This is a genomic window from Cumulibacter manganitolerans, assembly GCF_009602465.1.
Lineage (GTDB): Bacteria > Actinomycetota > Actinomycetes > Mycobacteriales > Antricoccaceae > Cumulibacter > Cumulibacter manganitolerans.
Genome location: NZ_WBKP01000035.1, coordinates 12913 through 34092, shown reverse-complemented (window position 1 = coordinate 34092; position 21180 = coordinate 12913). Strand labels below are relative to the sequence as shown.

General features: G+C 69.1%; 21 protein-coding genes, 4 tRNA genes and 1 pseudogene. 9 read left to right on the top strand and 17 right to left on the bottom strand.

Going from position 1 to position 21180, the window contains the following annotated elements; genetic code table 11:
- Positions 1-44 precede the first annotated feature (44 nt).
- The 10 genes from rplA to F8A92_RS12720 form a co-directional block, all read right to left on the bottom strand.
- A complete protein-coding gene (gene rplA, locus F8A92_RS12765; RefSeq protein WP_153505546.1) occupies positions 45-758 on the bottom strand; it encodes a 50S ribosomal protein L1 in 714 nt (237 codons plus the stop codon).
- A 104-nt stretch (positions 759-862) separates the two neighbouring features.
- Positions 863-1294 carry a 50S ribosomal protein L11 gene (rplK, locus tag F8A92_RS12760; protein ID WP_153505545.1) on the bottom strand — a complete coding sequence of 144 codons (432 nt, stop codon included), beginning with the start codon at positions 1292-1294 and terminating at the stop codon, positions 863-865.
- 188 nt (positions 1295-1482) lie between these two features.
- Positions 1483-2403, bottom strand: a complete 921-nt coding sequence (gene nusG / locus F8A92_RS19380) for a transcription termination/antitermination protein NusG (protein ID WP_228389424.1) — start codon at positions 2401-2403, stop codon at positions 1483-1485.
- Positions 2404-2454: 51 nt separating this feature from the next.
- The gene (gene secE / locus F8A92_RS12750; RefSeq protein ID WP_153505544.1) at positions 2455-2943 is read right to left on the bottom strand and encodes a preprotein translocase subunit SecE; all 489 of its coding nucleotides are present in this window, start codon (positions 2941-2943) and stop codon (positions 2455-2457) included.
- A gap of 44 nt (positions 2944-2987) precedes the next feature.
- Positions 2988-3060, bottom strand: a tRNA-Trp gene (locus F8A92_RS12745).
- A 111-nt stretch (positions 3061-3171) separates the two neighbouring features.
- Positions 3172-3591: a MaoC family dehydratase gene (locus tag F8A92_RS12740; RefSeq protein WP_153505543.1), complete on the bottom strand. Its 420-nt coding sequence runs from the start codon at positions 3589-3591 to the stop codon at positions 3172-3174.
- A 2-nt stretch (positions 3592-3593) separates the two neighbouring features.
- A complete protein-coding gene (locus F8A92_RS12735) occupies positions 3594-4049 on the bottom strand; it encodes a MaoC family dehydratase N-terminal domain-containing protein (protein WP_153505542.1) in 456 nt (151 codons plus the stop codon).
- A gap of 77 nt (positions 4050-4126) precedes the next feature.
- Positions 4127-4291 carry a 50S ribosomal protein L33 gene (gene rpmG / locus F8A92_RS12730; RefSeq protein WP_153505541.1) on the bottom strand — a complete coding sequence of 55 codons (165 nt, stop codon included), beginning with the start codon at positions 4289-4291 and terminating at the stop codon, positions 4127-4129.
- Between the two features lie 39 nt (positions 4292-4330).
- Positions 4331-4403, bottom strand: a tRNA-Met gene (locus F8A92_RS12725).
- 42 nt (positions 4404-4445) lie between these two features.
- Positions 4446-4518: transfer RNA gene (locus tag F8A92_RS12720), tRNA-Thr, on the bottom strand.
- A 272-nt stretch (positions 4519-4790) separates the two neighbouring features.
- On the opposite strand from F8A92_RS12720, the gene F8A92_RS12715 reads away from it, so the two are divergent.
- The gene (locus F8A92_RS12715; RefSeq protein WP_153505540.1) at positions 4791-5822 is read left to right on the top strand and encodes a hypothetical protein; all 1032 of its coding nucleotides are present in this window, start codon (positions 4791-4793) and stop codon (positions 5820-5822) included.
- 66 nt (positions 5823-5888) lie between these two features.
- Here F8A92_RS12715 and F8A92_RS12710 read toward each other — a convergent pair.
- Positions 5889-5969 (bottom strand) — tRNA-Tyr (locus tag F8A92_RS12710).
- Between the two features lie 80 nt (positions 5970-6049).
- On the opposite strand from F8A92_RS12710, the gene F8A92_RS12705 reads away from it, so the two are divergent.
- Complete coding sequence (locus tag F8A92_RS12705) at positions 6050-6541, top strand: YajQ family cyclic di-GMP-binding protein (protein ID WP_153505539.1); 492 nt, start codon at positions 6050-6052, stop codon at positions 6539-6541.
- 32 nt (positions 6542-6573) lie between these two features.
- Positions 6574-7458, top strand: coding sequence for a glucose-1-phosphate thymidylyltransferase RfbA (rfbA, locus tag F8A92_RS12700; protein ID WP_153505538.1), 885 nt, complete (start codon positions 6574-6576; stop codon positions 7456-7458).
- Positions 7459-7576: 118 nt separating this feature from the next.
- Here rfbA and F8A92_RS12695 read toward each other — a convergent pair whose 3' ends face one another.
- A complete protein-coding gene (locus tag F8A92_RS12695) occupies positions 7577-8410 on the bottom strand; it encodes a TIGR03620 family F420-dependent LLM class oxidoreductase (protein WP_153505537.1) in 834 nt (277 codons plus the stop codon).
- Between the two features lie 124 nt (positions 8411-8534).
- Between F8A92_RS12695 and F8A92_RS12690 the strand changes: the two genes are divergently transcribed.
- From F8A92_RS12690 to F8A92_RS12680, 3 genes are read left to right on the top strand one after another with little or no spacing between them, the layout of a single operon-like run.
- Positions 8535-9239, top strand: a complete 705-nt coding sequence (locus F8A92_RS12690; protein WP_153505536.1) for a succinate dehydrogenase cytochrome b subunit — start codon at positions 8535-8537, stop codon at positions 9237-9239.
- Between the two features lie 20 nt (positions 9240-9259).
- Complete coding sequence (locus F8A92_RS12685) at positions 9260-11377, top strand: fumarate reductase/succinate dehydrogenase flavoprotein subunit (protein WP_153505535.1); 2118 nt, start codon at positions 9260-9262, stop codon at positions 11375-11377.
- On the top strand, positions 11374-12117 hold the full coding sequence (locus F8A92_RS12680) for a succinate dehydrogenase/fumarate reductase iron-sulfur subunit (RefSeq protein WP_153505534.1): 744 nt from the start codon (positions 11374-11376) through the stop codon (positions 12115-12117). The genes F8A92_RS12685 and F8A92_RS12680 overlap by 4 nt, the downstream gene beginning before the upstream one ends.
- Positions 12118-12175: 58 nt before the next feature.
- Here F8A92_RS12680 and F8A92_RS12675 read toward each other — a convergent pair whose 3' ends face one another.
- The 4 genes from F8A92_RS12675 to F8A92_RS12660 form a co-directional block, all read right to left on the bottom strand.
- Positions 12176-12784, bottom strand: a complete 609-nt coding sequence (locus F8A92_RS12675) for a hypothetical protein (RefSeq protein WP_153505533.1) — start codon at positions 12782-12784, stop codon at positions 12176-12178.
- A gap of 77 nt (positions 12785-12861) precedes the next feature.
- Positions 12862-15135: a [protein-PII] uridylyltransferase gene (locus F8A92_RS12670; RefSeq protein ID WP_267130045.1), complete on the bottom strand. Its 2274-nt coding sequence runs from the start codon at positions 15133-15135 to the stop codon at positions 12862-12864.
- Positions 15136-15178: 43 nt separating this feature from the next.
- On the bottom strand, positions 15179-15517 hold the full coding sequence (locus F8A92_RS12665; RefSeq protein WP_153505531.1) for a P-II family nitrogen regulator: 339 nt from the start codon (positions 15515-15517) through the stop codon (positions 15179-15181).
- Positions 15514-16881 carry an ammonium transporter gene (locus F8A92_RS12660; RefSeq protein WP_153505530.1) on the bottom strand — a complete coding sequence of 456 codons (1368 nt, stop codon included), beginning with the start codon at positions 16879-16881 and terminating at the stop codon, positions 15514-15516. The genes F8A92_RS12665 and F8A92_RS12660 overlap by 4 nt, the downstream gene beginning before the upstream one ends.
- 318 nt (positions 16882-17199) lie before the next feature.
- Here F8A92_RS12660 and F8A92_RS12655 point away from each other — a divergent pair, with 318 nt between their 5' ends.
- The 3 genes from F8A92_RS12655 to F8A92_RS19100 all read left to right on the top strand — a co-directional run bounded on the left by F8A92_RS12655 (position 17200) and on the right by F8A92_RS19100 (position 20707).
- Positions 17200-19059, top strand: a complete 1860-nt coding sequence (locus F8A92_RS12655) for a 2-oxoacid:acceptor oxidoreductase subunit alpha (RefSeq protein WP_153505529.1) — start codon at positions 17200-17202, stop codon at positions 19057-19059.
- Positions 19056-20117: a 2-oxoacid:ferredoxin oxidoreductase subunit beta gene (locus F8A92_RS12650; protein ID WP_228389423.1), complete on the top strand. Its 1062-nt coding sequence runs from the start codon at positions 19056-19058 to the stop codon at positions 20115-20117. Before F8A92_RS12655 ends, F8A92_RS12650 begins: the two co-directional genes overlap by 4 nt.
- A gap of 158 nt (positions 20118-20275) precedes the next feature.
- Positions 20276-20707, top strand: coding sequence for a hypothetical protein (locus F8A92_RS19100; RefSeq protein WP_228389422.1), 432 nt, complete (start codon positions 20276-20278; stop codon positions 20705-20707).
- A 202-nt stretch (positions 20708-20909) separates the two neighbouring features.
- On the opposite strand, the pseudogene F8A92_RS19375 reads toward F8A92_RS19100, so the two are convergent.
- Positions 20910-21092 (bottom strand): annotated as a pseudogene (locus tag F8A92_RS19375) (PH domain-containing protein); the annotation flags it as partial.
- Positions 21093-21180 lie beyond the last annotated feature (88 nt).

Genomic DNA, 21180 nt, shown 5'->3' with positions numbered 1-21180 from the left:
GGGATGGGCGCCTTGACGTGCGGCTTCGGAGGGCTCCGGTGCTGCTAGCCGACCGCGTCCTCAGTGAGGTTGCGGGTGCGGTTGGGGTCGACCAGGATGCCCGGGCCCATGGTCGTCGAGAAGGCGATCTTCTTGATGTACTTGCCCTTCGCGGCCGACGGCTTCGAGCGCAGCACCTCGTCGAGGACGGCGCCGTAGTTCTCCACCAGCTTCTTCTCGTCGAACGACGACTTGCCGATGATCAGGTGCAGGTTGGCCTGCTTGTCGATGCGGAAGTTGACCTTGCCGCCCTTGATGTCCGCGACGGCCTTGGCGACGTCGGGGGTGACGGTGCCGGTCTTTGGGTTCGGCATCAGGCCGCGGGGGCCGAGGATGCGCGCGACGCGGCCGACCTTGGCCATCTGGTCGGGCGTGGCGATGGCGGCGTCGAAGTCGAGGAAGCCACCGGTGATCTTCTCGATCAGGTCGTCCGAGCCGACGACGTCCGCGCCGGCGGCCTCGGCCTCGGCGGCCTTCTCACCGACGGCGAACACGATGACGCGGGCGGTCTTGCCGGTGCCGTGCGGCAGGTTGACCGTCCCGCGGACCATCTGGTCCGCCTTGCGCGGGTCGACGCCGAGGACCATGGCGACTTCGACCGTTGCGTCGTACTTCGTCGTCGAGGTCTCCTTGGCCAGACCCGCCGCCTCCAGCGGGCTGTAGAGCTTCGAGCGATCGACCTTCTCCGCGGCGTCGCGGTATGCCTTGCTGCGCTTCATGGTTTCTCCAAGTGTGATGAGTGGGCGCCCGGCCTAACCGGGCTCCCCTTGTAGCTGTGGTCTACGAGCCAGCGCGTGGCTCTCCCACGGAGCGACCGGCTGGACTAGCCGGCCACCTCGATGCCCATCGAGCGGGCGGTGCCGGCGATGATCTTCTCGGCCTGATCGACGTCGTTGGCGTTGAGGTCTTCCATCTTCTGCTCGGCGATCTCGCGCACCTGCGCGCGGGTGACCTTCGCGACCTTCTTGGTGTGCGGCTCGCCCGAGCCCTTCTGCACACCGGCGGCCTTCAGCAGCAGGCGGGCAGCCGGCGGCGTCTTGGTGACGAACGTGAAGGAGCGGTCCTCGTAGACGGTGATCTCGACGGGGATGACGTTGCCGCGCTGCGACTCGGTCGCCGCGTTGTACGCCTTGCAGAACTCCATGATGTTGACGCCGTGCTGGCCGAGCGCGGGGCCCACCGGCGGCGCCGGGTTTGCCTGGCCGGCCTGGATCTGAAGCTTGATCAGACCAGCGACCTTCTTCTTGGGAGGCATGTTTCTTCCAGTCCTCTGCGATGTTGGGAACTTGCGTCCGGCACGGCCGACCAGTGTTGGCACGCCGACTGCACCGGGCCACCGGCGCCCTTTCGGGCAGACGGCAACCTGTTAAGGATACGCATCAACGCCGGGCTGCGCGAGCCCGCGGCGGCAACATCACACCGCGGCCGGCGCAGACCGACGAGTCAGATCTTGGAGACCTGGTTGAAGCCGAGCTCGACCGGGGTCTCGCGGCCGAAGATCGAGACGAGCACCTTGAGCTTCTGCTGCTCGGGCATGACCTCGCTGATGGACGCCGGCAGCGTCGCGAACGGGCCGTCCATGACGGTGACCGACTCGCCGACCTCGAAGTCGACCTCGATCTTCGGTGCGGCCTGTCCGGTGAGCGCGGCCTCGCCGGCCGAGCTGGCGACGTTCTGCTCCGCAGGCTGCGGCTGCGAGCGGATGATCATCTTCACGACGTCGTTCACCGGAACCGGCGACGGGCGCGACATGCCCCCGACGAACCCGGTGACGTTGGGCGTGTTGCGGACGACGTTCCACGACTCGTCCGTCAGGTCCATCCGCACGAGCACGTACCCGGGGTACGGCTTGCGGTTGACCTTGACGCGCTTGCCGTTCTTGATCTCGGTGACCTCTTCGGTGGGGACGGCCACCTCGTAGATGTAGTCCTCCATGTCGAAGGTCTCGCGCCGCGACTCGATGTTGGTCTTCACGCGGTTCTCGTACCCGGCGTACGAGTGGACGACGTACCAGTCACCGATCTTCGAGCGCTCACGCAGCTCGGTCTCCTCGTCGACCGGGGCATCGATGTCGACGGGCTGCTCGGCGACCGGAGCCTCGGCAACCGGCTCGTCCTGGGTCTCGACGTCGTCCGTAGCGTCCTGCGAGTCGACCCTCTCGGCTTCGGCGTCCTCGGCGTCCTCGTCCTGCGCGGTCGCGGACTCGTCACTGATCTCGACCATCTCGACCCTGCCCGGCTGATGAATGCTCTCCAGCTCGGCGTCGATGTCGTTGTCCGTCGGCAGCGCGTCGTACGCTGCGGACTCGTGCGAGACCTCGAGAGGCTCGCGCTCGATGTCTTCCTGCGCCACGGGGTAGCTCACTTCCTTGTTGATGCCGCGAAGGCGGCGGGGGTCGCCTGCAGAGCCGCGGCCCTAGGCGAAGATCCAGTCCATCAGCTTGCCGACGCCCAGGTCGAAGCCCCAGACGGCGGCGACGAGCGCCACGACGAAGACCAGCACCACGCTCGTGTAGGTGATCATCTGCTTGCGGGTCGGCCAGACGACCTTGGACAGCTCGTTGCCGACCTGCTGCAGGAACGAGCCGGGGGCCGCGCCGGGAACGGCGCTCTTGGTCTTCGGCTTCGCCTCGCGCTTCGCGGTCGGCGCGTCCTTCTTCCTGGCGGACGCGGCCGCGGCGGCGCGCCCACGCTTCGTCGACCCGCCGGCGGCTACCTCGTCGTCGAGGTCGTCCTCGTCGAGATCGACGTCGTCCTCGTCGAGGTCGTCCTCGTCCTCGTGCAGATCTTCTTCGAGGAGCGCGGCGTCCTCGTCGTCGGCGCCACGATCGTCGGTGCCGTCGGCGACGTTGTCCAGCTCGCGCTCGTCGTCCGACGACGAATCGCGCTGAGAGTCCTTGGCCACTCGCTAGCCTTCCGTTTACCGACGATGTGCATGCTGCGAACTTGCAGGGGTGACAGGACTCGAACCTGCAACCTGCGGTTTTGGAGACCGCTGCTCTACCAATTGAGCCACACCCCTTCGCCCCCGAGGCGCCCATCGGGCACGCCAGGTCAGGAGTCCAACCGCGACTCCCGGCGTGCCAGTGTACCCATCAGCGGTGCGGGCCGCGCAACGCCCCCGGGGCGGCGCTCAGTCCAGGCGGACGACGGCGCGCGCGAGCGAGAGCACCTTCTCGCCGTCGCTGCGCGCCTCGATGTCGACGCGGACCCGGTTGTCCTCGAGCTTCTTGGCGATCTTCGCGGTGACCGTCACCGTGGCGCCCTCGTCGTCGTCCGGCACGACCACGGGCTTGGCGAAGCGCACGCCGTACTCCTCGACGCGGCCCGGGTCGCCCGCCCACTCGACGAGGAGGTTGGCGGCCTTGGCCATGGTGAGCATCCCGTGCGCGATCACGTTGGGCAGGCCGACCTCGCGGGCGACGCGCTCGTTCCAGTGGATGACGTTGAAGTCCCCGGAGGCGCCGGCGTACCGGACCAGGTCGGCGCGCCTGATCGGCAGGTCGCGCGCCGCGATCTCGGTACCGGCTTCGACGTCCGCGTAGCGTGGCATGCTCACTTCTCCTCCGCCGTTCCTCGCGCGACCAGCATTCCGGTCGAGGTGAAGACATGCTCGCCCGCCTCGGTGCCGACCTCGGCACGCACGGACAGGATGTCGTTGCCGGCCGCGCTGCGGATGTTGTCGATGTGCAGGACGCCGACCAGCCGGTCACCGGCGGTGATGGGTCGCGAGTAGCTGAACTTCTGCTCGCCGTGCACCACCTTGGTGTAGTCCAGGCCGAGCTCGGGGTCGAAGGCCGCCTGGTTGACGACCGGCATCGCGACCACGATCGCGAAGGTCGGCGGCGCGATCACGTCCGGGTGCCCCAGGCCGCGGGCGGCCTCGGCGTCGCGGTAGGCGGGGTGCTCGTCACCGATCGCGTCGGCGAACTCACGGATCTTCTCGCGTCCGACCTCGTACGGCGCCGTCGGCGGGTACTCGCGGCCGATGAAGCTGGAATCAAGCGGCATCGTCCCAGCCTAGGCCACCCAAAGCGAAGGGCCACGCACCTGTCGGTGCGTGGCCCTCGCGAAGCGATGCGGCGAGACTAGCGGGTCTCGCGGTGAACGCGCTGCGCGCGGCAGGTCGGGCAGAACTTCTTCAGCTCGAGCCGATCCGGGTCGTTGCGGCGGTTCTTGTTGGTGATGTAGTTGCGGTTCTTGCACTCCTGGCACGCCAGGGTGATCTTCGGTCGTACGTCGGTGGAAGCCACGTCGGTGCCTCTTTCATCAAAAGTCGTTCGAGGTTGCGGTAGCCGTGACCGGACTTGAACCGGTGACCACACGATTATGAGTCGTGCGCTCTACCAACTGAGCTACACGGCCGCGACACCATGGCTAACGCCACGGCACGTCGGGTTATGCCCGAGCCCCTTTACGGAATCGAACCGTAGACCTTCTCCTTACCATGGAGACGCTCTGCCGACTGAGCTAAAGGGGCCTTTGCACTCTCGCGAGGCAGACCATAAGAGGTTACACGGAACGCGTCGCCGGGCAACACCGGGGTGGGCTGTGATCCGCGTTATGCCGCGCCCTCGACTTCCCTGTGGGCATCGGTCAGGATTAGCGATCATCGAGGATTCCCCTCGCGATGGATCCACACCAGCGGGTCCCACGTCGTACCGGCCGTCGGCGTCCGGCGCCGGCATTGAACCGGCCCCGGCCGGATATGCAGATCTCTCCCCTCCCCGGTTTCTCTCAAAGGACAGCACCATGGACACCTTCGAGCACGACAACACCAGCTTCGACAGCACCGATCCCGCCTACGACGGTGGCCAGCCGTCCGGCTACGACTCCTCGAGCGGGGACGCGCAGTACGTCGCCGCCGACGGATTCGACGTCGGGATCAGCGACGGGGACTCGGTCGACATCGACGGCGACGGCGTCGCGGACGGCGTGGCGGACGTGACATACGGCGACCTCGACGGCGACGGCGTCGCCGATCACGCGTCGGTGGTGGTGAACGCCGACACCGACGGCGACGGCGCGGCCGACACGGTGATCGTGATGGACCAGTACGACACCAACGGTGACGGCTTCGCGGACCAGGTCGAGATGAGCTACGGCGTGGACACCGACGGCGACGGGCAGATCGACAGCTCGGACTACGCGTCCGGCGAGGTCGTGAACACGCCCACCGACACCGACGGCGACGGCCAGGCCGACACGATGGTGCAGTCCGTCTCGTGGGACGACAGCGCGCCGGCGTCGTCGGCGGGTGCCTCCGACGAGTCGTTCGACACGACGGACTCCGGCACCGCCTACGGCGACTACCACGAGCACGCGAGCAGCACGGACGCCTCCGACTCCAGCGCGAGCTCCGACGAGTACTACAAGCAGACGACCACCACGACCACGACCACCACCACGACCGAGTACGGATCGTCGGACTCCGCCAGCGCCTCGGACTACAGCGCCTCGGACGCCGGCAGCGCCGGGTCGTACGCCGACAGCCACGGCTCGGACTACGCGGTCGGGGGGAGCCCGGCGAGCGACGACGTGATCACCGCGGAGGTGGACGGCAAGTCGTACGAGTTCAACGCGACCTACGACCTCGACGGTGACGGCCACAACGACACGGCGGTCGTCGAGACCTCCGACGGCAACTACGTGGTGGTCGCCGACGTCGACGAGGACGGCACGGCCGACCAGGCGGTGCTGACCGACGGCGCGGGCACGGTCATCGACTCGGCGTACGTCGACCCGGCCACCGGCCAGTGGGTCGAGGGCACGCCCTCGAGCTGACGCCGCCGTCCCGGCACGCCGCACACAGAGAGGGCCCCGATCCGTGCGGATCGGGGCCCTTCCCTGTGGCAGGTGAGAGATTTGAACTCCCGAAGCTTGCGCGGCTGATTTACAGTCAGCTCCCTTTGGCCACTCGGGCAACCTGCCGTGAACGAACGCGAGCCTTCCACCTCGGTAGACTTGGCTCCCGCAGTCCGGAGAAACATACTACAGGAGGCGATTTCAAGATGGCAGACCCGTCGTTCGACGTCGTGAGCAAGGTCGATCACCAGGAGGTCGACAACGCTCTGCAGCAGGCCTCGAAGGAGCTCGCGCAGCGCTTCGACTTCCGGGGCACCGACACCACCATCGAGTGGTCGGGCACCGAGGCGGTCGCCTTCGCCTCCTCCACCGAGGACCGCATCAAGGCGGCGGTGGACGTGTTCAAGGAGAAGCTGGTCAAGCGCGGCATCAGCCTCAAGGCGTTCGAGGCCGGCGAGCCGCAGTCCTCCGGCAAGGGGTACAAGCTGACTGGCAAGATCATCGAGGGCATCGACGCGGAGAAGGCCAAGAAGATCTCCAAGGCGATCCGCGATGCGGGCCTGAAGGGCGTCCAGGCCCAGATCCAGGGCGATCAGCTGCGGGTCACGGGCAAGAAGAAGGACGCGCTGCAGGAGGTCATCGCGCTGCTGAAGAGCGAGGACTTCGGCGTCGCGCTGCAGTTCACGAACTACCGCTAGGTCTTGCTCACACCAACCGAAGGGTCGCGCACATGAAGGGCATCATCCTCGCCGGAGGCAGCGGAACCCGGCTCCACCCGATCACCAAGGCGTCGAGCAAGCAGCTGCTGCCGGTCTACGACAAGCCGATGGTCTACTACCCGCTGTCCACGCTGATGCTGGCCGACATCCGCGACATCCTCGTCATCTCCACCCCGCACGATCTCCCGAGCTTCCAGCGGCTGCTCGGCGACGGGTCGCAGTGGGGCATCAACCTGACCTACGCCGAGCAGGCCCAGCCCAACGGTCTCGCGGAGGCCTTCATCCTGGGCCGCGACCACGTCGGCGACGACTCGGTCGCCCTGGTGCTCGGGGACAACATCTTCTACGGGCAGGGCTTCTCGAGCATGCTGCAGCGCGAGGCGGCGGACGTCGCCGGCTGCACGCTGTTCGGCTACGAGGTCAAGGACCCCGAGCGCTACGGCGTCGGGGAGGCGGACGGCTCGGGCAAGTTGATCTCCATCGAGGAGAAGCCGGCGAAGCCCCGCTCCAACCGCGCGATCACCGGCCTGTACTTCTACGACAACCGGGTGCTGGACATCGCCGCCAACCTCGAGCCCTCGCCGCGCGGTGAGCTCGAGATCACCGACGTCAACAAGCAGTACCTGAAGTGGGACGACGCGCGGCTGGTCGACCTCGGCCGCGGCTTCGCGTGGCTGGACACCGGCACCCACGACTCGCTCCTGGAGGCCGGCCAGTTCGTGCAGGTGCTCGAGCACCGCACCGGCGTCCGCATCGCGTGCCCCGAGGAGGTCGCGCTGCGGATGAAGTACATCGATGCCCAGACCTGCTACGACCTCGGCTCGGAACTGGCGAAGTCCGACTACGGCAAGTACCTGATGCGCGTCGCCGAGGCCTTCGGCGCCTCGGAGGGCTAGACCCGCCCACCTCTCGCGGTGGGTTCCACCCCGCTCGGCCCGCTGGCGGTGGCTTCTGCCCCGCTATCGGGCCGATAGCGGGGCGGAAGCCACCGCATCAGGGCAGGGGTGAAGGGTCCTAGCCGCGGGTGGCCACCGGCAGGACGTCGGCGAGCGCCGTCAGCTCGGCCTCGAGGTCGCCCAGCGGCTGGATGCACACATGATCGGCGCCGGCGTCCAGGTGCGCCCGGACGACGGCGGCCACCCGGTGCACGTCGCCGTGCGCGACGGCGGCGTCCACCGCGCGATCGCTGCCCTCGCCCGCGAGGTCGGCGTCGGTGAAGCCCAACCGCTTGAGCATGGCGGCGTAGTTGCGCAGACCGAAGTACCGCTTGGCCGTCGGCCGCGCGATCCGGCGCGCCTCGTCGGGATCGCTGTTCAGCAGCACCTTCTGCTCGGGCGCCAGCAGCGGGCCGGCCCCGAGGATCTCCCGAGCCTGCGCGGTGTGCGCGGGCGTCGTGAAGTAGGGGTGCGCGCCGGCGGTGCGCTCACCGGCCAGCCGCATCACTCGCGGGCCCAGCGCGGCGAGGACGACGTGCGAGCGCGGTACGCCGGCGGCGAGCAGGTCGTCGACGTACTTCTCGAGGGTGGCGAACGGCGAGCGGTACTCGGCGGTCGCCTCGCGGTGGCCGATGCCCACGCCGAGGATGGTCCGCTCGCGGTACGCATCGGGCAGCGCGAGGAACGCCTGCGCGGTCTGCTCGGCCGGGGAGGCCCAGACGTTGATGATGCCGGTGGCGATGGGGATGGACGTCGCCGCGAGCAGCTCGCGCACGTGCTCGAGGTCGCCGCTGGGCGAGCCGCCGATCCACACCGCTCCGTAGCCGAGGCGCTCGGCGGTCCGAGCCGCCGACGCCGTTGCCGCATCGGCGCGCAGCCACACGCCGATCTTGCCGATGTCTGGGAGAGCCATTGCCCCGAAACGCGCTCCGCGGCCGAATTGTTCCCGCGCGGGCAGGTAACGGTTCCGAATCTCACACGGCTTTGGCGAACCCTGCGCTAGGTCGTTAGGGAAGCTAGCGATAGCGTAAGAATTCGTGGCCACTACAACCGTTCCCCAGCGACCGAACACGGCCAGTCGCACCACGGTGTTCCTCAAGCTCTTGATGGCACTGTCCGGCGCGCTGTTCGTCTTCTATGTCCTTCTGCACATGTACGGCAACCTCAAGCTCCTGTGGGGCGAGAAGCCGTTCAACGACTACGCGCACCACCTGCGCACGATGTTCACGCCGATCCTGCCGTACGGCGGACTGCTGTGGCTGCTGCGTGCTCTGCTGGTCGTCGCCGTCATCGCCCACCTCTATGCCGCCTTCGCGCTGTGGGCCCGCGCCAACCACGCTCGCCCGAACCGCTACGTCGCGGCCAAGGCAGCGCGAACCGGGCTGCGCACGGCGACGATGCGCTGGGGTGGTGTCGCGATCCTGCTGTTCCTGATCTGGCACCTGCTGCAGTTCACCATGGTGAAGTTCAACGTCAACAGTGACGTCAAGGTCGCCGACGACAACCCCTACCAGCTCGTGCACGCCAGCTTCCAGGTCTGGTGGGTCGTGCTGATCTACGTGCTCGGCATGATCGCGCTCGGCCTGCACCTGTTCCACGGCGTGTGGAGCATGGCGCAGACGCTGGGCTGGACCAACACCGCGAGCGCTCGCCGCACGTGGAAGACGGTCGCGGTCGTCATCGCCCTCGTGGTCGCCGTCGGCTTCGTCATTCCGCCGATCGCCATCGCAGCCGGTGCCTAGGTAACGGACGAAAGAACAATATGACTGACAAGAACGCCCAGCTCGACGATCTCTCCGACGGCGGGTCCCAGCCGGACCTGGTCGACGGCTCGGAGGAGATCAACCCTCCCGTTGCCGACGCCCATGCGCCGGCGCCCGCCGGCGCCGGACGTGACGGCACCGACCTGTTCACCCCCGGCGAGCCGATCGCCGACACCAAGGCGCCCGCCGGCCCGATCGCCGACAAGTGGGCGACGCGCCAGTTCGACGCGGCCCTGGTGAACCCGGCCAACCGCCGCAAGCTCAGCGTCATCATCGTCGGCACCGGCCTGGCCGGTGCCTCCGCGGGCGCCACGCTCGGCGAGGCCGGCTACCACGTGAAGTCCTTCTGCTACCAGGACTCGCCGCGTCGCGCGCACTCCATCGCGGCGCAGGGCGGCATCAACGCCGCCAAGAACTACAAGGAGGACGGCGACTCGATCTACCGCCTCTTCTACGACACGGTCAAGGGCGGGGACTACCGCTCGCGCGAGACCAACGTCTACCGCCTCGCCGAGGTGTCGGCGAACATCATCGACCAGTGCGTCGCGCAGGGCGTGCCGTTCGCGCGTGAGTACGGCGGCCTGCTCGACAACCGCTCGTTCGGCGGCGTCCAGGTCTCGCGTACCTTCTACGCGCGCGGCCAGACCGGCCAGCAGCTGCTCATCGGTGCCTACCAGGCGCTGGAGCGGCAGGTCGCCGCCGGCACCGTCGAGACGTTCACCCGGCACGAGATGCTGGAGCTGATCGTCGTCGACGGCCGCGCCCGCGGCATCATCGCCCGCAACATGGTCACCGGCGAGATCGAGACGCACCTCGCGGACGCCGTCGTGCTGGCCTCGGGCGGCTACGGCAACGTGTTCTTCCTGTCCACGAACGCGATGGGCTCGAACGTCACCGCGTCGTGGCGCGCGCATCGCAAGGGCGCGTACTTCGCGAACCCCTGCTACACGCAGATCCACCCGACCTGCATCCCGGTCTCGGGTGCACACCAGTCGAAGCTGACGCTGATGTCGGAGTCGCTGCGCAACGACGGCCGCATCTGGGTGCCGAAGGACCCGGCGGACGCCGACAAGGACCCCCGCCAGATCCCGGAGGAGGCGCGCGACTACTACCTCGAGCGCATCTACCCGAGCTTCGGCAACCTGGTGCCGCGCGACATCGCCTCGCGTGCCGCGAAATACCAGTGCGACGACGGCAAGGGCGTCGGTCCCGCGGTCGAGGAGATCGACGCCGAGGGCAACAGCCGCATGGTGCGCCGTGGTGTCTACCTCGACTTCGCCGAGGCCATCTCGCGGCTCGGCAAGCCGGCCGTCGAGGCCAAGTACGGCAACCTGTTCGACATGTACCAGCGGATCACGGGCGAGAACCCGTACGAGGTGCCGATGCGCATCTACCCCGCGGTGCACTACACGATGGGCGGCCTGTGGGTCGACTACGACCTGCAGTCCAGCATCCCGGGTCTGTTCGTGGCCGGAGAGGCGAACTTCTCCGACCACGGCGCCAACCGGCTCGGCGCCTCGGCGCTGATGCAGGGTCTGGCCGACGGGTACTTCGTGCTGCCGAACACGATCCGCGACTACCTCGCCAAGGGCCCGTTCGAGAAGGTCGCCAGCGACTCCCCCGACGTCGTCGCTGCGCGGGCGCAGGTCACCGACCGGATCAACAAGTTCCTCTCCATCCAGGGCACCCGCAGCGTCGACAGCTACCACAAGGAGCTCGGCGCGATCATGTGGGAGTACTGCGGCATGGAGCGCACCGAGGTGGGCCTGCGCAAGGCCATCGGCCTCATCCGCGAGCTGCGCGCCGACTTCTGGACCAACGTGCGGGTGCTGGGCGCCAACGAGCAGCTCAACCAGAGCCTCGAGAAGGCCGGCCGCGTCGCCGACTTCCTCGAGCTCGGCGAGCTGATGTGCATCGACGCGCTGCACCGCCGCGAGTCCTGCGGCGGTCACTTCCGCGCCGAGTCGCAGACCGAGGACGGCGAGGCGCTGCGCCACGACGACCTGTTCGCGTACGTCGCCGCCTGGGAGTGGGGTGGCGAGAACGGTGCGCCTACCCTGCACAAGGAAGACCTCGAGTACGAGGCGATCGAGATGAAGCAACGGAGCTACAAGTGAACCTCACCCTCAACATCTGGCGCCAGGACGGCCCGCAGGCCAAGGGGCGGATGGTCACGTACAAGGTCACCGACATCTCGCCGGACATGTCGTTCCTGGAGATGCTCGACGTCCTCAACGAGCAGCTGAACGACGGCGGCGAGGAGCCGATCGCGTTCGATTCGGACTGCCGCGAGGGCATCTGCGGCATGTGCGGCCTGATGATCTCCGGCGACGCGCACGGCCCGGAGAAGACGACCACCTGCCAGCTGCACATGCGCAGCTTCAGCGACGGCGAGACCATCACGATCGAGCCGTGGCGCGCGGAGGCGTTCCCGGTGATCCGTGACCTCGTCGTCGACCGCAGCGCGTTCGACCGGATCATCCAGGCCGGCGGCTTCATCTCGGTGAACACCGGCGCGGCGCCGGAGGCGCACGCGGTCCCGGTGCCGAAGGTCAAGGCGGACCGCGCGTTCGAGGCGGCCGAGTGCATCGGCTGCGGCGCGTGCGTCGCGGCCTGCCCCAACGCCTCGGCGATGCTGTTCATGGGCGCCAAGGTGACCCACCTCGGCGAGCTCCCCCAGGGCCAGCCGGAGCGGTTCTCCCGCGTCGTCGACATGGTCAGCCAGCACGACGGCGAAGGCTTCGGCGGATGCACCAACGTCGGCGCGTGCTCGACGGCGTGCCCGAAGGGCATTCCGCTGGACGTCATCTCGACGCTGAACATGGATCTGCGCCACGCGCTGTCGCGCAAGGCGTAGCCCCGTACCGCCTGCCAGAAGGCCCGGTCCCCCGCGAGGGACCGGGCCTTCTCGCGTCTCAGGGACGCTCGCGCAGCACCCGCGGGACGTCGTAGGTCTCGTACCGGATCGGGCCGGTCGCCGCGTCGGCCCCGCTCAGCGCCGCCACCCGCGCGCCGCGCAGCTCGGCATCCAGGTCCGGGATCTCGCCCCAGACGCCGATCACGCCGGCCCGGTCGGCGGTCTCGTCGCGGACCCAGAACAGCCGCTGCAGGCCCGAGCCGGCGGCGTACGCCTCGATCTCGGCGTCCGGGGGCAGCCGTCGCTCGGCTGCGTCGCTCGCCGGGGCCGCGGCGAAGCGGATCGAGCCGATCTGCCGCCGGCCCGGGCGCACCGGGCCCGGGAGCTCGGCCTGCGCCCAGACCTCGAGCACCTCGGTCGACGGCGGCTCCGGCGCGCGGTACCGCGGCTGGATCCCCGGCACGATCGGCCCGTCGAGGTAGGCCTGCAGATGCTCGCGCGTGTCGAACAGGTACACGCCTCCGGCGGCCGGGCCGTCGCCCTTGCCGAGGTAGTACTTCTCGTCGAGGCCGCCGAGGGCACGAAACTTCTCGATGCTGCCCTCGCGGATCGCCACCCGCTCCTCGCCCTCGATACCGGCTTGGAAGCGCATTACCAGGATGTACACGACGTCCCCCTCGAGTCGGCACCGCCGGCGCTGCGGTGGTCCTCTCACCTTCGCACGCCGGGCGCCGCCGTGCCGTGCTACCGCGGACCGGTCTGCTCGCCGAGGCGCTCCAGCTCGATCTCCACCGCGCGCTTGTCCTCGCGCCCGAGCGGCTCGCCGCGCGTGGACTGCAGGTAGAACGAGTCGACCACCGACGGGCCGTACGACTCGATCACCGCCGAGCGCACCTGCACCCCCGCCGCATCGAACGCGCCCATGAGGTGGAACAGCAAGGCGGTCCGGTCGGCGGCCTGCACCTCCAGCACCGACGCGCTGGTGGCCGCGTTGTCCACCCACCGCAGGTAGAGGTCGGGGTTGACCGGCTTGTCGTACGCCGCCGCCTTGCGGGCGAGCCGTTCGCGGACGTCGAGCGACCCGTCGTACACGCGGCGCACGGACTCGCTGATCTCCTCCGCCCGGGGCATCGACCCGAACCGCGGCTCGACGATGAAGTCCAGCAGCCGGCTCCCGTCGATGTCGCTGAACCGGGCGCGCCGGATGTTCAGCGAGGACGCCGACAGCACGCCGGCGACCTGTGCCGCGCTGACCGAGCCGTCGCGCAGCACGACGGCGGTCCGCTGGTAGGCGCCCGGCGCCCGCCCGATGGTCACCGCGAACGGCTCCAGCGGGTCCGCGGTGAGCAGGTCGGTGGCCAGCTCGTCGACGAGGTCCAGCTCGTCGATCGGCTCCCCCGCCTGGGCGGCCTTCACGCGCGTCACCAGCTCGCCGATCAGGTCGGTCTTCCACTGCGAGTGGGCGGCCGGCCCGGTCGCGCGCGCGTCGGCGAGCGACAGCGCCTGCAGCAGCTCCACGACCAGCGGTGCGGACCCGACCTTCTCGATCACCGACTGCACCGTGCGCGGGTCGGTGAGGTCCCGGCGCTGGGCGCGGTCCGGCAGCAGCAGGTGGTAGCGCACCAGGCGGTCGATGAGCTCGCAGTCGGACTCCGGGAAGCCCATCCGCTGCGCGATCTCGCGCGCGATGGTGGCGCCCACCTCGGAGTGGTCCCCGGGCCGGCCCTTCCCGATGTCGTGCAGCAGCGCCCCGACGCGCAGCAGGTCGGGCCGGCTCACCGCGCTCGCCGCACCGACCTCGATCGCGGTCTGCAGCAGGTGGCGGTCCACGGTGAAGGTGTGCACGGCGTTGTGCTGCGCGAGGGAGCGCACGTGCTCCCACTCCGGCAGCAACCGAACGAGCAGCCCGTGCTGGTCCAGCGACTCCCACACCCGCAGCAGCGGCGGGCCGGCCGCCAGCAGCGCCACGAAGTCGGTCCGCATCTCGTCGGTCCACAGCGGAAGGTCCGCCGGCGACTCGATCCGCAGCCGATCGAGGGTGAACGACGAGATCGGCAGGTCGGCGTACGCCGCGGCCCGGGCGACCCGCAGCAGCAGCCCGCTGTCGAGGGCGGGCTTGGCGTCCCGGGCGAGCACCACCTCGCCGGCGTGCGTCACGACGTCCTTCGCCAGGCCCTCCCGCACCGGTCCGACCCGCGACGGCCGGCGCAGCCGGGCCCGCAGGCCCCCCGAGCTCGCCTCCGCGCGGCGGCTGGCGGCCCGCCGGAACGCGGTGTCGATGGCGTGCGTGATGGTGCGGCCGGCGTAGTTGACCTCGCGCAGCAGCGTCGTGCCGTCGGACATGCCCAGCGACGCGGCGATCGCCGCGCGGTCCTGCGCCAGCAGGACGTCGTTGGCCTTGCGCGCGTGCCGCTGGACCTCTCCGCGGACGTCGAGCAGGGTGCCCAGAGCGTCGCGGACGGCGGGGCGGATGTCGATCAGCTGCGCGCGGGCGAGCGCTCGCAGGATCATCGCGTCGCGCAGGCCGCCGTAGGCCTGCTTGAGGTTCGGCTGCAGCAGGTAGGCGACGTGGCCGAATCCCTCGGCCCGCTCCAGGGCCATCTGCTGCAGCTGCTCGGCGCGGGTGGCCGCGTTGACCCGCCAGGCCGACGCGATCCGCTGGCGAGCCTCCCCCGCGAGCCCCGCGTCGCCGGCGATGAACCGGACGTCGAGCAGCCCGAGGGAGACCTTGACGTCGGAGCCGGCGAGCTTCGCCGTCTCGTCGACGGTGCGCACCGAGTGGTCCAGGCCCAGACCGGCGTCCCAGATCGGGTACCAGATGGAGTCGGCGACCTCCCGGACCCGCCGCGCGGGCAGGTCGTGCAGCAGCACGAGGTCGAGATCGCTGTACGGCGCGGGCTCCTGGCGCCCGAGGCCGCCGACGGCGACCAGCGCGATGGGCTGGTCGGCCGGCAGCAGGCTCGCCAGCCACCGGTCGTACAGCGACGTGAGCCTGGCGCGCAGCTCGGGACCGACCACCGACCCATCACGAATGAGCCGGTCCCGAGCTGCGCGGACTGTCTCAGACTGCGTCGGCGTCGCGCTCACCGGTCCGCACCCTGACTACCTGGTCCACGGTGGTCACCCAGACCTTGCCGTCACCGATCTTGCCGGTGTTGGCGGCGCGGACGATCTCGTTGACGATCCCGTCGAGGTCCATCTCGTCGCAGATGACCTCGAGCTTGATCTTCGGCACCAGGTCGACCTCGTACTCCGAGCCGCGGTAGATCTCGGTATGACCCTTCTGCCGGCCGTAGCCGGAGACCTCGCCGATGGTCATCCCGGAGACTCCGAGGGATTCCAGCGCCTCCTTGACGTCGCCCAGCATGAACGGCTTGATGACTGCGGTTACGAGTTTCATACCTGTGCTTCCTTCTTCATCGCGGTGGACGCGGCAGCCAGGTCGAGCGCGCTGCCCCGGGTCTGCGCTCCGTGACCGGAGTCGGTGAACTCGTAGGCCGTCTCGCTGTGCATCGCCTGGTCGAGTCCGGTGATCTCGGTCTCGACGTCGACGCGGTGGCCGCGGGCAACCAGCCCGACGAGCTTTCCGATGACGAATGTACCGACGAAGGAGTACACGAGGACGACCGCAACGGCCAGGATCTGCTTGCCGAGCAACGCCGGGCCACCGCCGACGAGCAGGCCCGGGTCGCTCACGAGCGAGTTGACCGAGCTGGTGGCGAACAGGCCGACGGCGATCGAGCCCCACACGCCGCCGATGAGGTGCACCGCGACGACGTCGAGCGCGTCGTCCACCTTGACCTTCTCCTTCAGGCCGAGGCTGAAGGCGCACAGGATGCCGGCGACGAGACCGATCGGGATCGAGGCCAGCGGGGTGACGAATCCCGCGCACGGGGTGATCGCGACGAGCCCGGCGACGGCGCCGGACGCCGCGCCGAGCGTCGTCGACGCGCCGTGGCGCAGCTTTTCGTAGATCGCCCACCCGGCGAGTGCGGCGGCCGGCGCGATGATCGTGTTGATGAACGAGATGGCGGCGAGCTGGGTATTGCCGTCGTTGACCGCGAGCGCCGAGCCGGCGTTGAAGCCGAACCAGCCGAACCACAGCAGACCGGCGCCGAGCAGCACGAACGGGATGTTGTGCCCGCGCATCGGGTCCTTGCCGTAGCCCCGGCGGCGTCCGAGCATGATCGCCATCGCCAGGCCGGCGGTGCCGGCGTTGATGTGCACGACCGTGCCGCCGGCGAAGTCCAGCGCGCCGAGGCCGGCGATCCAGCCGGACGGCGACCACACCCAGTGCGCGATGGGCGCGTAGACGACGAGCAGCCAGAGCGCGCCGAAGCCGACGAACGCGCCGAACTTCCAGCGATCGGCGGTCGCGCCGGTGATCAGCGCGAGGGTGATCACCGCGAAGGTCATCTGGAAGACGACGAACACCATCGGCGGGACGGCGAGCGACTCGAAGCCGGGAATCGCCTCCGACGGGTTCGTCAGCCCGGCGAACGTGAAGTCGCCGATGATCGCGCTGCCTTTGCCGAAGGCCAGCGAGAAGCCGATCAGCAGCCAGACGATCGAGCCGACTGCGATGGCGGTGAAGTTCTGCATGAGCATGCCGAGCACGTGCTTCGCGCGGACCATGCCGCCGTAGAAGAACGCCAGCGCCGGAGTCATGAGGAAAACGAGTGCCGCGCTGATGAGCACCCAGGCGATGGATCCGGTGTCGAATCCAGCAGGGTCCGCAGCTGCGGCGAGTACAGAGGTCTGCATGAGGCCTCTCCTTCGCGTGATGGGTTGATCGAACGGTCGAACAGCCCCGGCGTCCCGGACGCGACGCGGGGGCCGCGCCCGGGACTCACCAGGCATCGCTCCTGAAGAACGATGGATTCATCCTGAGGGGGCTCTGTTTCGGAGCCCCGCCGTCGATGTTTCGAGGACGTAACCACCTGGGGCGCCACGTGTGCGGCAGGTAAACGCCGGACCCGGGCGCCGGCTCCAGCGCTCCACGGCATCCGGTGACACAATGGAGGTACGCCGAACCCTCGCTGGCAGACGGCGTCGTCGTACAAGGAAGAAGGTCGCTCGCCGATGGCGAAGGAAACCAAGCAGCTGCAGCGCGTCGTCATCCGCATCGCCGGAGACTCAGGCGACGGAATGCAGCTCACCGGCGACCGGTTCACCACCGAGACGGCGGCGTTCGGCAACGACCTGTCCACGCTGCCCAACTTCCCCGCCGAGATCCGCGCCCCCGCCGGCACCCTCGCCGGCGTCTCGAGCTTCCAGCTGCACTTCGCCGACTACGACATCGTGACGCCCGGGGACGCCCCCGACGTGCTCGTCGCGATGAACCCGGCCGCGCTGAAGGCCAACATCAAGGACGTCCCGGACGGCAAGGACGTCATCGTCAACACCGACGAGTTCACCAAGCGCAACCTGCAGAAGGTCGGCTACGGCTCGAACCCCCTGGAGGACGACTCGCTGCACCGCGTGCGCGTGCACCCGGTGCAGCTGACGTCGCTGACCGTCGAGGCCCTCAAGGACTTCGAGATCGGCAAGAAGGAGGCGCAGCGCAGCAAGAACATGTTCGCGCTGGGTCTGCTGTGCTGGATGTACAACCGGCCCACCGAGGGCACCGCCGAGTTCCTGCGCAAGAAGTTCGCGAAGGACCCCGTGATCGCCGAGGCCAACATCGCCGCCTTCAAGGCCGGTTGGGCGTACGGCGAGACCACCGAGTCGTTCTCGGTGAGCTACGAGGTGTCGCCGGCGGCCCTGCCCAAGGGCACCTACCGCACGATCACCGGCAACAAGGCGCTGGCCTACGGCTTGGTGACCGCCGGGCGGCTGGCGGGCCTGCCGGTGTTCCTGGGCAGCTACCCGATCACCCCCGCCTCGGACATCCTGCACGAGCTCTCGGCGCTGAAGTCGTTCAACGTGCTCACCTTCCAGGCCGAGGACGAGATCGCCGGTATCGCCTCGGCGCTCGGCGCGTCCTTCGGCGGCCACCTGGGCGTGACGACGACGTCCGGCCCGGGTGTGGCGCTCAAGGCCGAGACGATCGGCCTGGCCGTCTCCCTCGAGCTGCCGCTGCTGATCATCGACGTGCAGCGCGGCGGCCCGTCGACGGGCCTGCCGACGAAGACCGAGCAGGCCGACCTGCTGCAGGCGGTGTACGGCCGCAACGGCGAGTCGCCGGTGCCGGTGATCGCGGCGAAGTCGCCGTCCGACGCGTTCGACGCGGCGATCGAGGCGGCCCGTATCGCGCTGACCTACCGCACCCCGGTGATCCTGCTGTCCGACGGCTACATCGGCAACGGCAGCGAGCCGTGGCAGGTGCCGTCGGTCAGCGACCTCGAGCCGATCGAGCTGAACCGCGCCACCGAGCCCAACGGTGCGGACGGCCAGTTCCTGCCTTACAAGCGCGACCCCGAGACGCTCGCCCGCGCGTGGGCGATCCCGGGAACGGCGGGGCTCGAGCACCGGATCGGCGGCATCGAGAAGGCGAACGAGACCGGCGAGATCTCCTACGACCCCGACAACCACGACCTGATGGTGCGGCTGCGGCAGGGCAAGGTCGACGGCATCGCGTCGACGTACGCACCCACCGCCATCGACGACCCGTCCGGGTCCGCGAAGGTGCTGGCGCTCGGCTGGGGCTCGACGTACGGCCCGATCACCGCCGGCGTTCGTCGGGTGCGGGCCTCCGGCGGCAAGATCGCGCAGGCGCACCTGCGACACGTGAACCCGCTGCCGAACGACCTCGGCGAGGTGCTCGCCCGCTACGAGCGCGTGATCATCCCGGAGATGAACCTCGGGCAGCTGCGGATGCTGGTGCGCGCGAAGTACCTGGTGGACGCCGAGGGCTACAACAAGGTCCGCGGGCTGCCGTTCGGCGCCGTGGAGCTGGAAGACGTATTGGGCCAGATCGTGAAGGAAGTGGACGGCTCGTGACCTCACAGGTGATGCTCGGAATGCCCAAGGTCGGTGGCATGGACGGCGTACCGCTTGCCGAGGAACCGCAGACCCGCAAGGACTTCACGTCCTCCTCGGAGGTGCGCTGGTGCCCCGGCTGCGGTGACTACGCGATCCTCGCGGCGTTCCAGGGGTTCCTGCCCGATCTCGGCGTCAAGCGCGAGAACGTCGTGATGGTCTCCGGAATCGGCTGCTCGTCGCGGTTCCCCTACTACGTCGATACGTACGGCATGCACTCGATCCACGGCCGCGCGCCGGCGATCGCCACCGGGCTGGCGACGGCGCGTCCGGACCTCTCGGTGTGGGTCATCACCGGCGACGGCGACTCGCTGTCGATCGGCGGCAACCACCTGATCCATGCGCTGCGACGCAACGTGAACGTGAAGATCCTGCTGTTCAACAACCGCATCTACGGGCTGACCAAGGGGCAGTACTCCCCCACGTCGGAGGTCGGGAAGATCACCAAGTCGACCCCGGTCGGCTCGCTCGACCACCCGTTCAACCCGGTGTCGCTGGCGCTCGGCGCGGAGGCGTCGTTCGTCGCCCGCACGCTCGACTCGGACCGCAAGCACCTGACGTCCGTGCTGACGGCCGCGGCGCAGCACAACGGGACCGCGTTGGTGGAGATCTACCAGAACTGCAACATCTTCAACGACGGGGCGTTCGACATCCTGAAGAACCCGGACACCCGCGACGAGGCGATCCTGCCGATCGAGCACGGGCAGCCGCTGGTCTTCGGCAAGGAGCACCGGCGGGCCGTCGTCCGCGACGGGTTCTCCCTGAAGGTCGTCGATGAGGCGTCGGTGGATCCGTCGCAGATCGTGACGCACGATGCGCACGCCGACGATCCGGCCTACGCCTTCGCCCTGTCGCGGCTCTCGGGCACCGATCTGACGCACACCCCGATGGGCATCTTCCGCCAGGCGCACAGGCCGACGTACGACTCGCAGGCCCAGGAGCAGCTGCAGCACCAGATGCAGACCGGCGCGCACGACCTCGATGCCCTGTTGCGCGGCAAGGACACCTGGAGCGTCTGAGCACCCGCCTGGCCCTCGGCCACGGTTCTGCATCGTTTCTCGGGTTTACCTGACGTTTCCCTGGAGTTCACCCGAACGCGCCGCATAATAGGGTTCACATCGCCATCTGCGGGACAAAAAGCCCCCAATCCAGGGCGTGGGTCACCACAGGGGGAACCATGAACCCGATCGCATATCGCGTCGTGCGCGCGCCGCTGCGCTCACTCGCCTTCCTGGTGCTGGGCCTTGCCGCGCTGATGAACTCCTCGGACGCGGTGGGGGCGGTGCTCGGCAAGCGGGTCGCCGGCGTCTTCGCCTTCGTCATGCTGCTGGCGTTCGGCGCCTGCGCGGCGTACGGCGCATGGTTCGCGCGCGAGCACTCGCTGGCGGAGGCGCCGCTGCTGCATCGGCTGGGTGCGGCGCATCTCAGCTTCGTGGTGATCCTGGTGGTGTGCGTGCTCGCGCCCTTCGGTGGATCGGGCGGCCTGGCCAGCGCGATCGGGCTGGCGCTCGCGTCGCTCTCGCTCTGGCGCATCCGGGAGGAGTCGATCGACGGTCCGCGCGACCGCACGCCGCTGCTGCGCGACTCGGACGTCGCCCGCGCGCACTGACGAACCGCCGGCCGCCCGATGCTATCGCTGGCTTGTCAGTTCCGCGAGGATGCCGCGGGCGACGCCATGGTCGCCGACGACGTCTGCGGACTCGACGTACCACTCGTAACGGACATCGTTGAACCGTCCCGAAAGCGCTATGACTGATACTGAAGACGCGCCGTTGCGGTGCACCCCGGGGGGTCGACGTCCACGGGGTCTGCACGTGTCGCACCGAGGCGATGTCGTCCCAGTCGATGCGAACCGTCCGAAACGGGTTCACCACGACCAACGCCTGGGACGTCGCCACCACGGCAAGGCGGCCAGCGCGAGCGACGCTCCACGCCAGGACGATCGCTCCACATACGAGAACCGCGGCGCCGGCGCCCGGGTAGACGTCCGACATCATCGCCGGCGCGAGGACCGCAGCGCACCCCACCATGATGGGACCGCTCAGCCGACCGAGCAGCGACCCGCCGAGCACTGCCGCCTCG

Coding starts and splice junctions, on each gene's coding strand:
- F8A92_RS19100 (WP_228389422.1), top strand. CDS start 20,276: ATGAACCCGATCGCATATCGCGTCGTGCGCGCGCCGCTGCGCTCACTC.
- F8A92_RS12695 (WP_153505537.1), bottom strand. CDS start 8,410: ATGGCTCTCCCAGACATCGGCAAGATCGGCGTGTGGCTGCGCGCCGAT.
- F8A92_RS12715 (WP_153505540.1), top strand. CDS start 4,791: ATGGACACCTTCGAGCACGACAACACCAGCTTCGACAGCACCGATCCC.
- F8A92_RS12735 (WP_153505542.1), bottom strand. CDS start 4,049: ATGCCGCTTGATTCCAGCTTCATCGGCCGCGAGTACCCGCCGACGGCG.
- F8A92_RS12655 (WP_153505529.1), top strand. CDS start 17,200: ATGGCGAAGGAAACCAAGCAGCTGCAGCGCGTCGTCATCCGCATCGCC.
- F8A92_RS12705 (WP_153505539.1), top strand. CDS start 6,050: ATGGCAGACCCGTCGTTCGACGTCGTGAGCAAGGTCGATCACCAGGAG.
- F8A92_RS12740 (WP_153505543.1), bottom strand. CDS start 3,591: ATGCCACGCTACGCGGACGTCGAAGCCGGTACCGAGATCGCGGCGCGC.
- rfbA (WP_153505538.1), top strand. CDS start 6,574: ATGAAGGGCATCATCCTCGCCGGAGGCAGCGGAACCCGGCTCCACCCG.
- rplK (WP_153505545.1), bottom strand. CDS start 1,294: ATGCCTCCCAAGAAGAAGGTCGCTGGTCTGATCAAGCTTCAGATCCAG.
- F8A92_RS12685 (WP_153505535.1), top strand. CDS start 9,260: ATGACTGACAAGAACGCCCAGCTCGACGATCTCTCCGACGGCGGGTCC.
- F8A92_RS12665 (WP_153505531.1), bottom strand. CDS start 15,517: ATGAAACTCGTAACCGCAGTCATCAAGCCGTTCATGCTGGGCGACGTC.
- rplA (WP_153505546.1), bottom strand. CDS start 758: ATGAAGCGCAGCAAGGCATACCGCGACGCCGCGGAGAAGGTCGATCGC.
- F8A92_RS12660 (WP_153505530.1), bottom strand. CDS start 16,881: ATGCAGACCTCTGTACTCGCCGCAGCTGCGGACCCTGCTGGATTCGAC.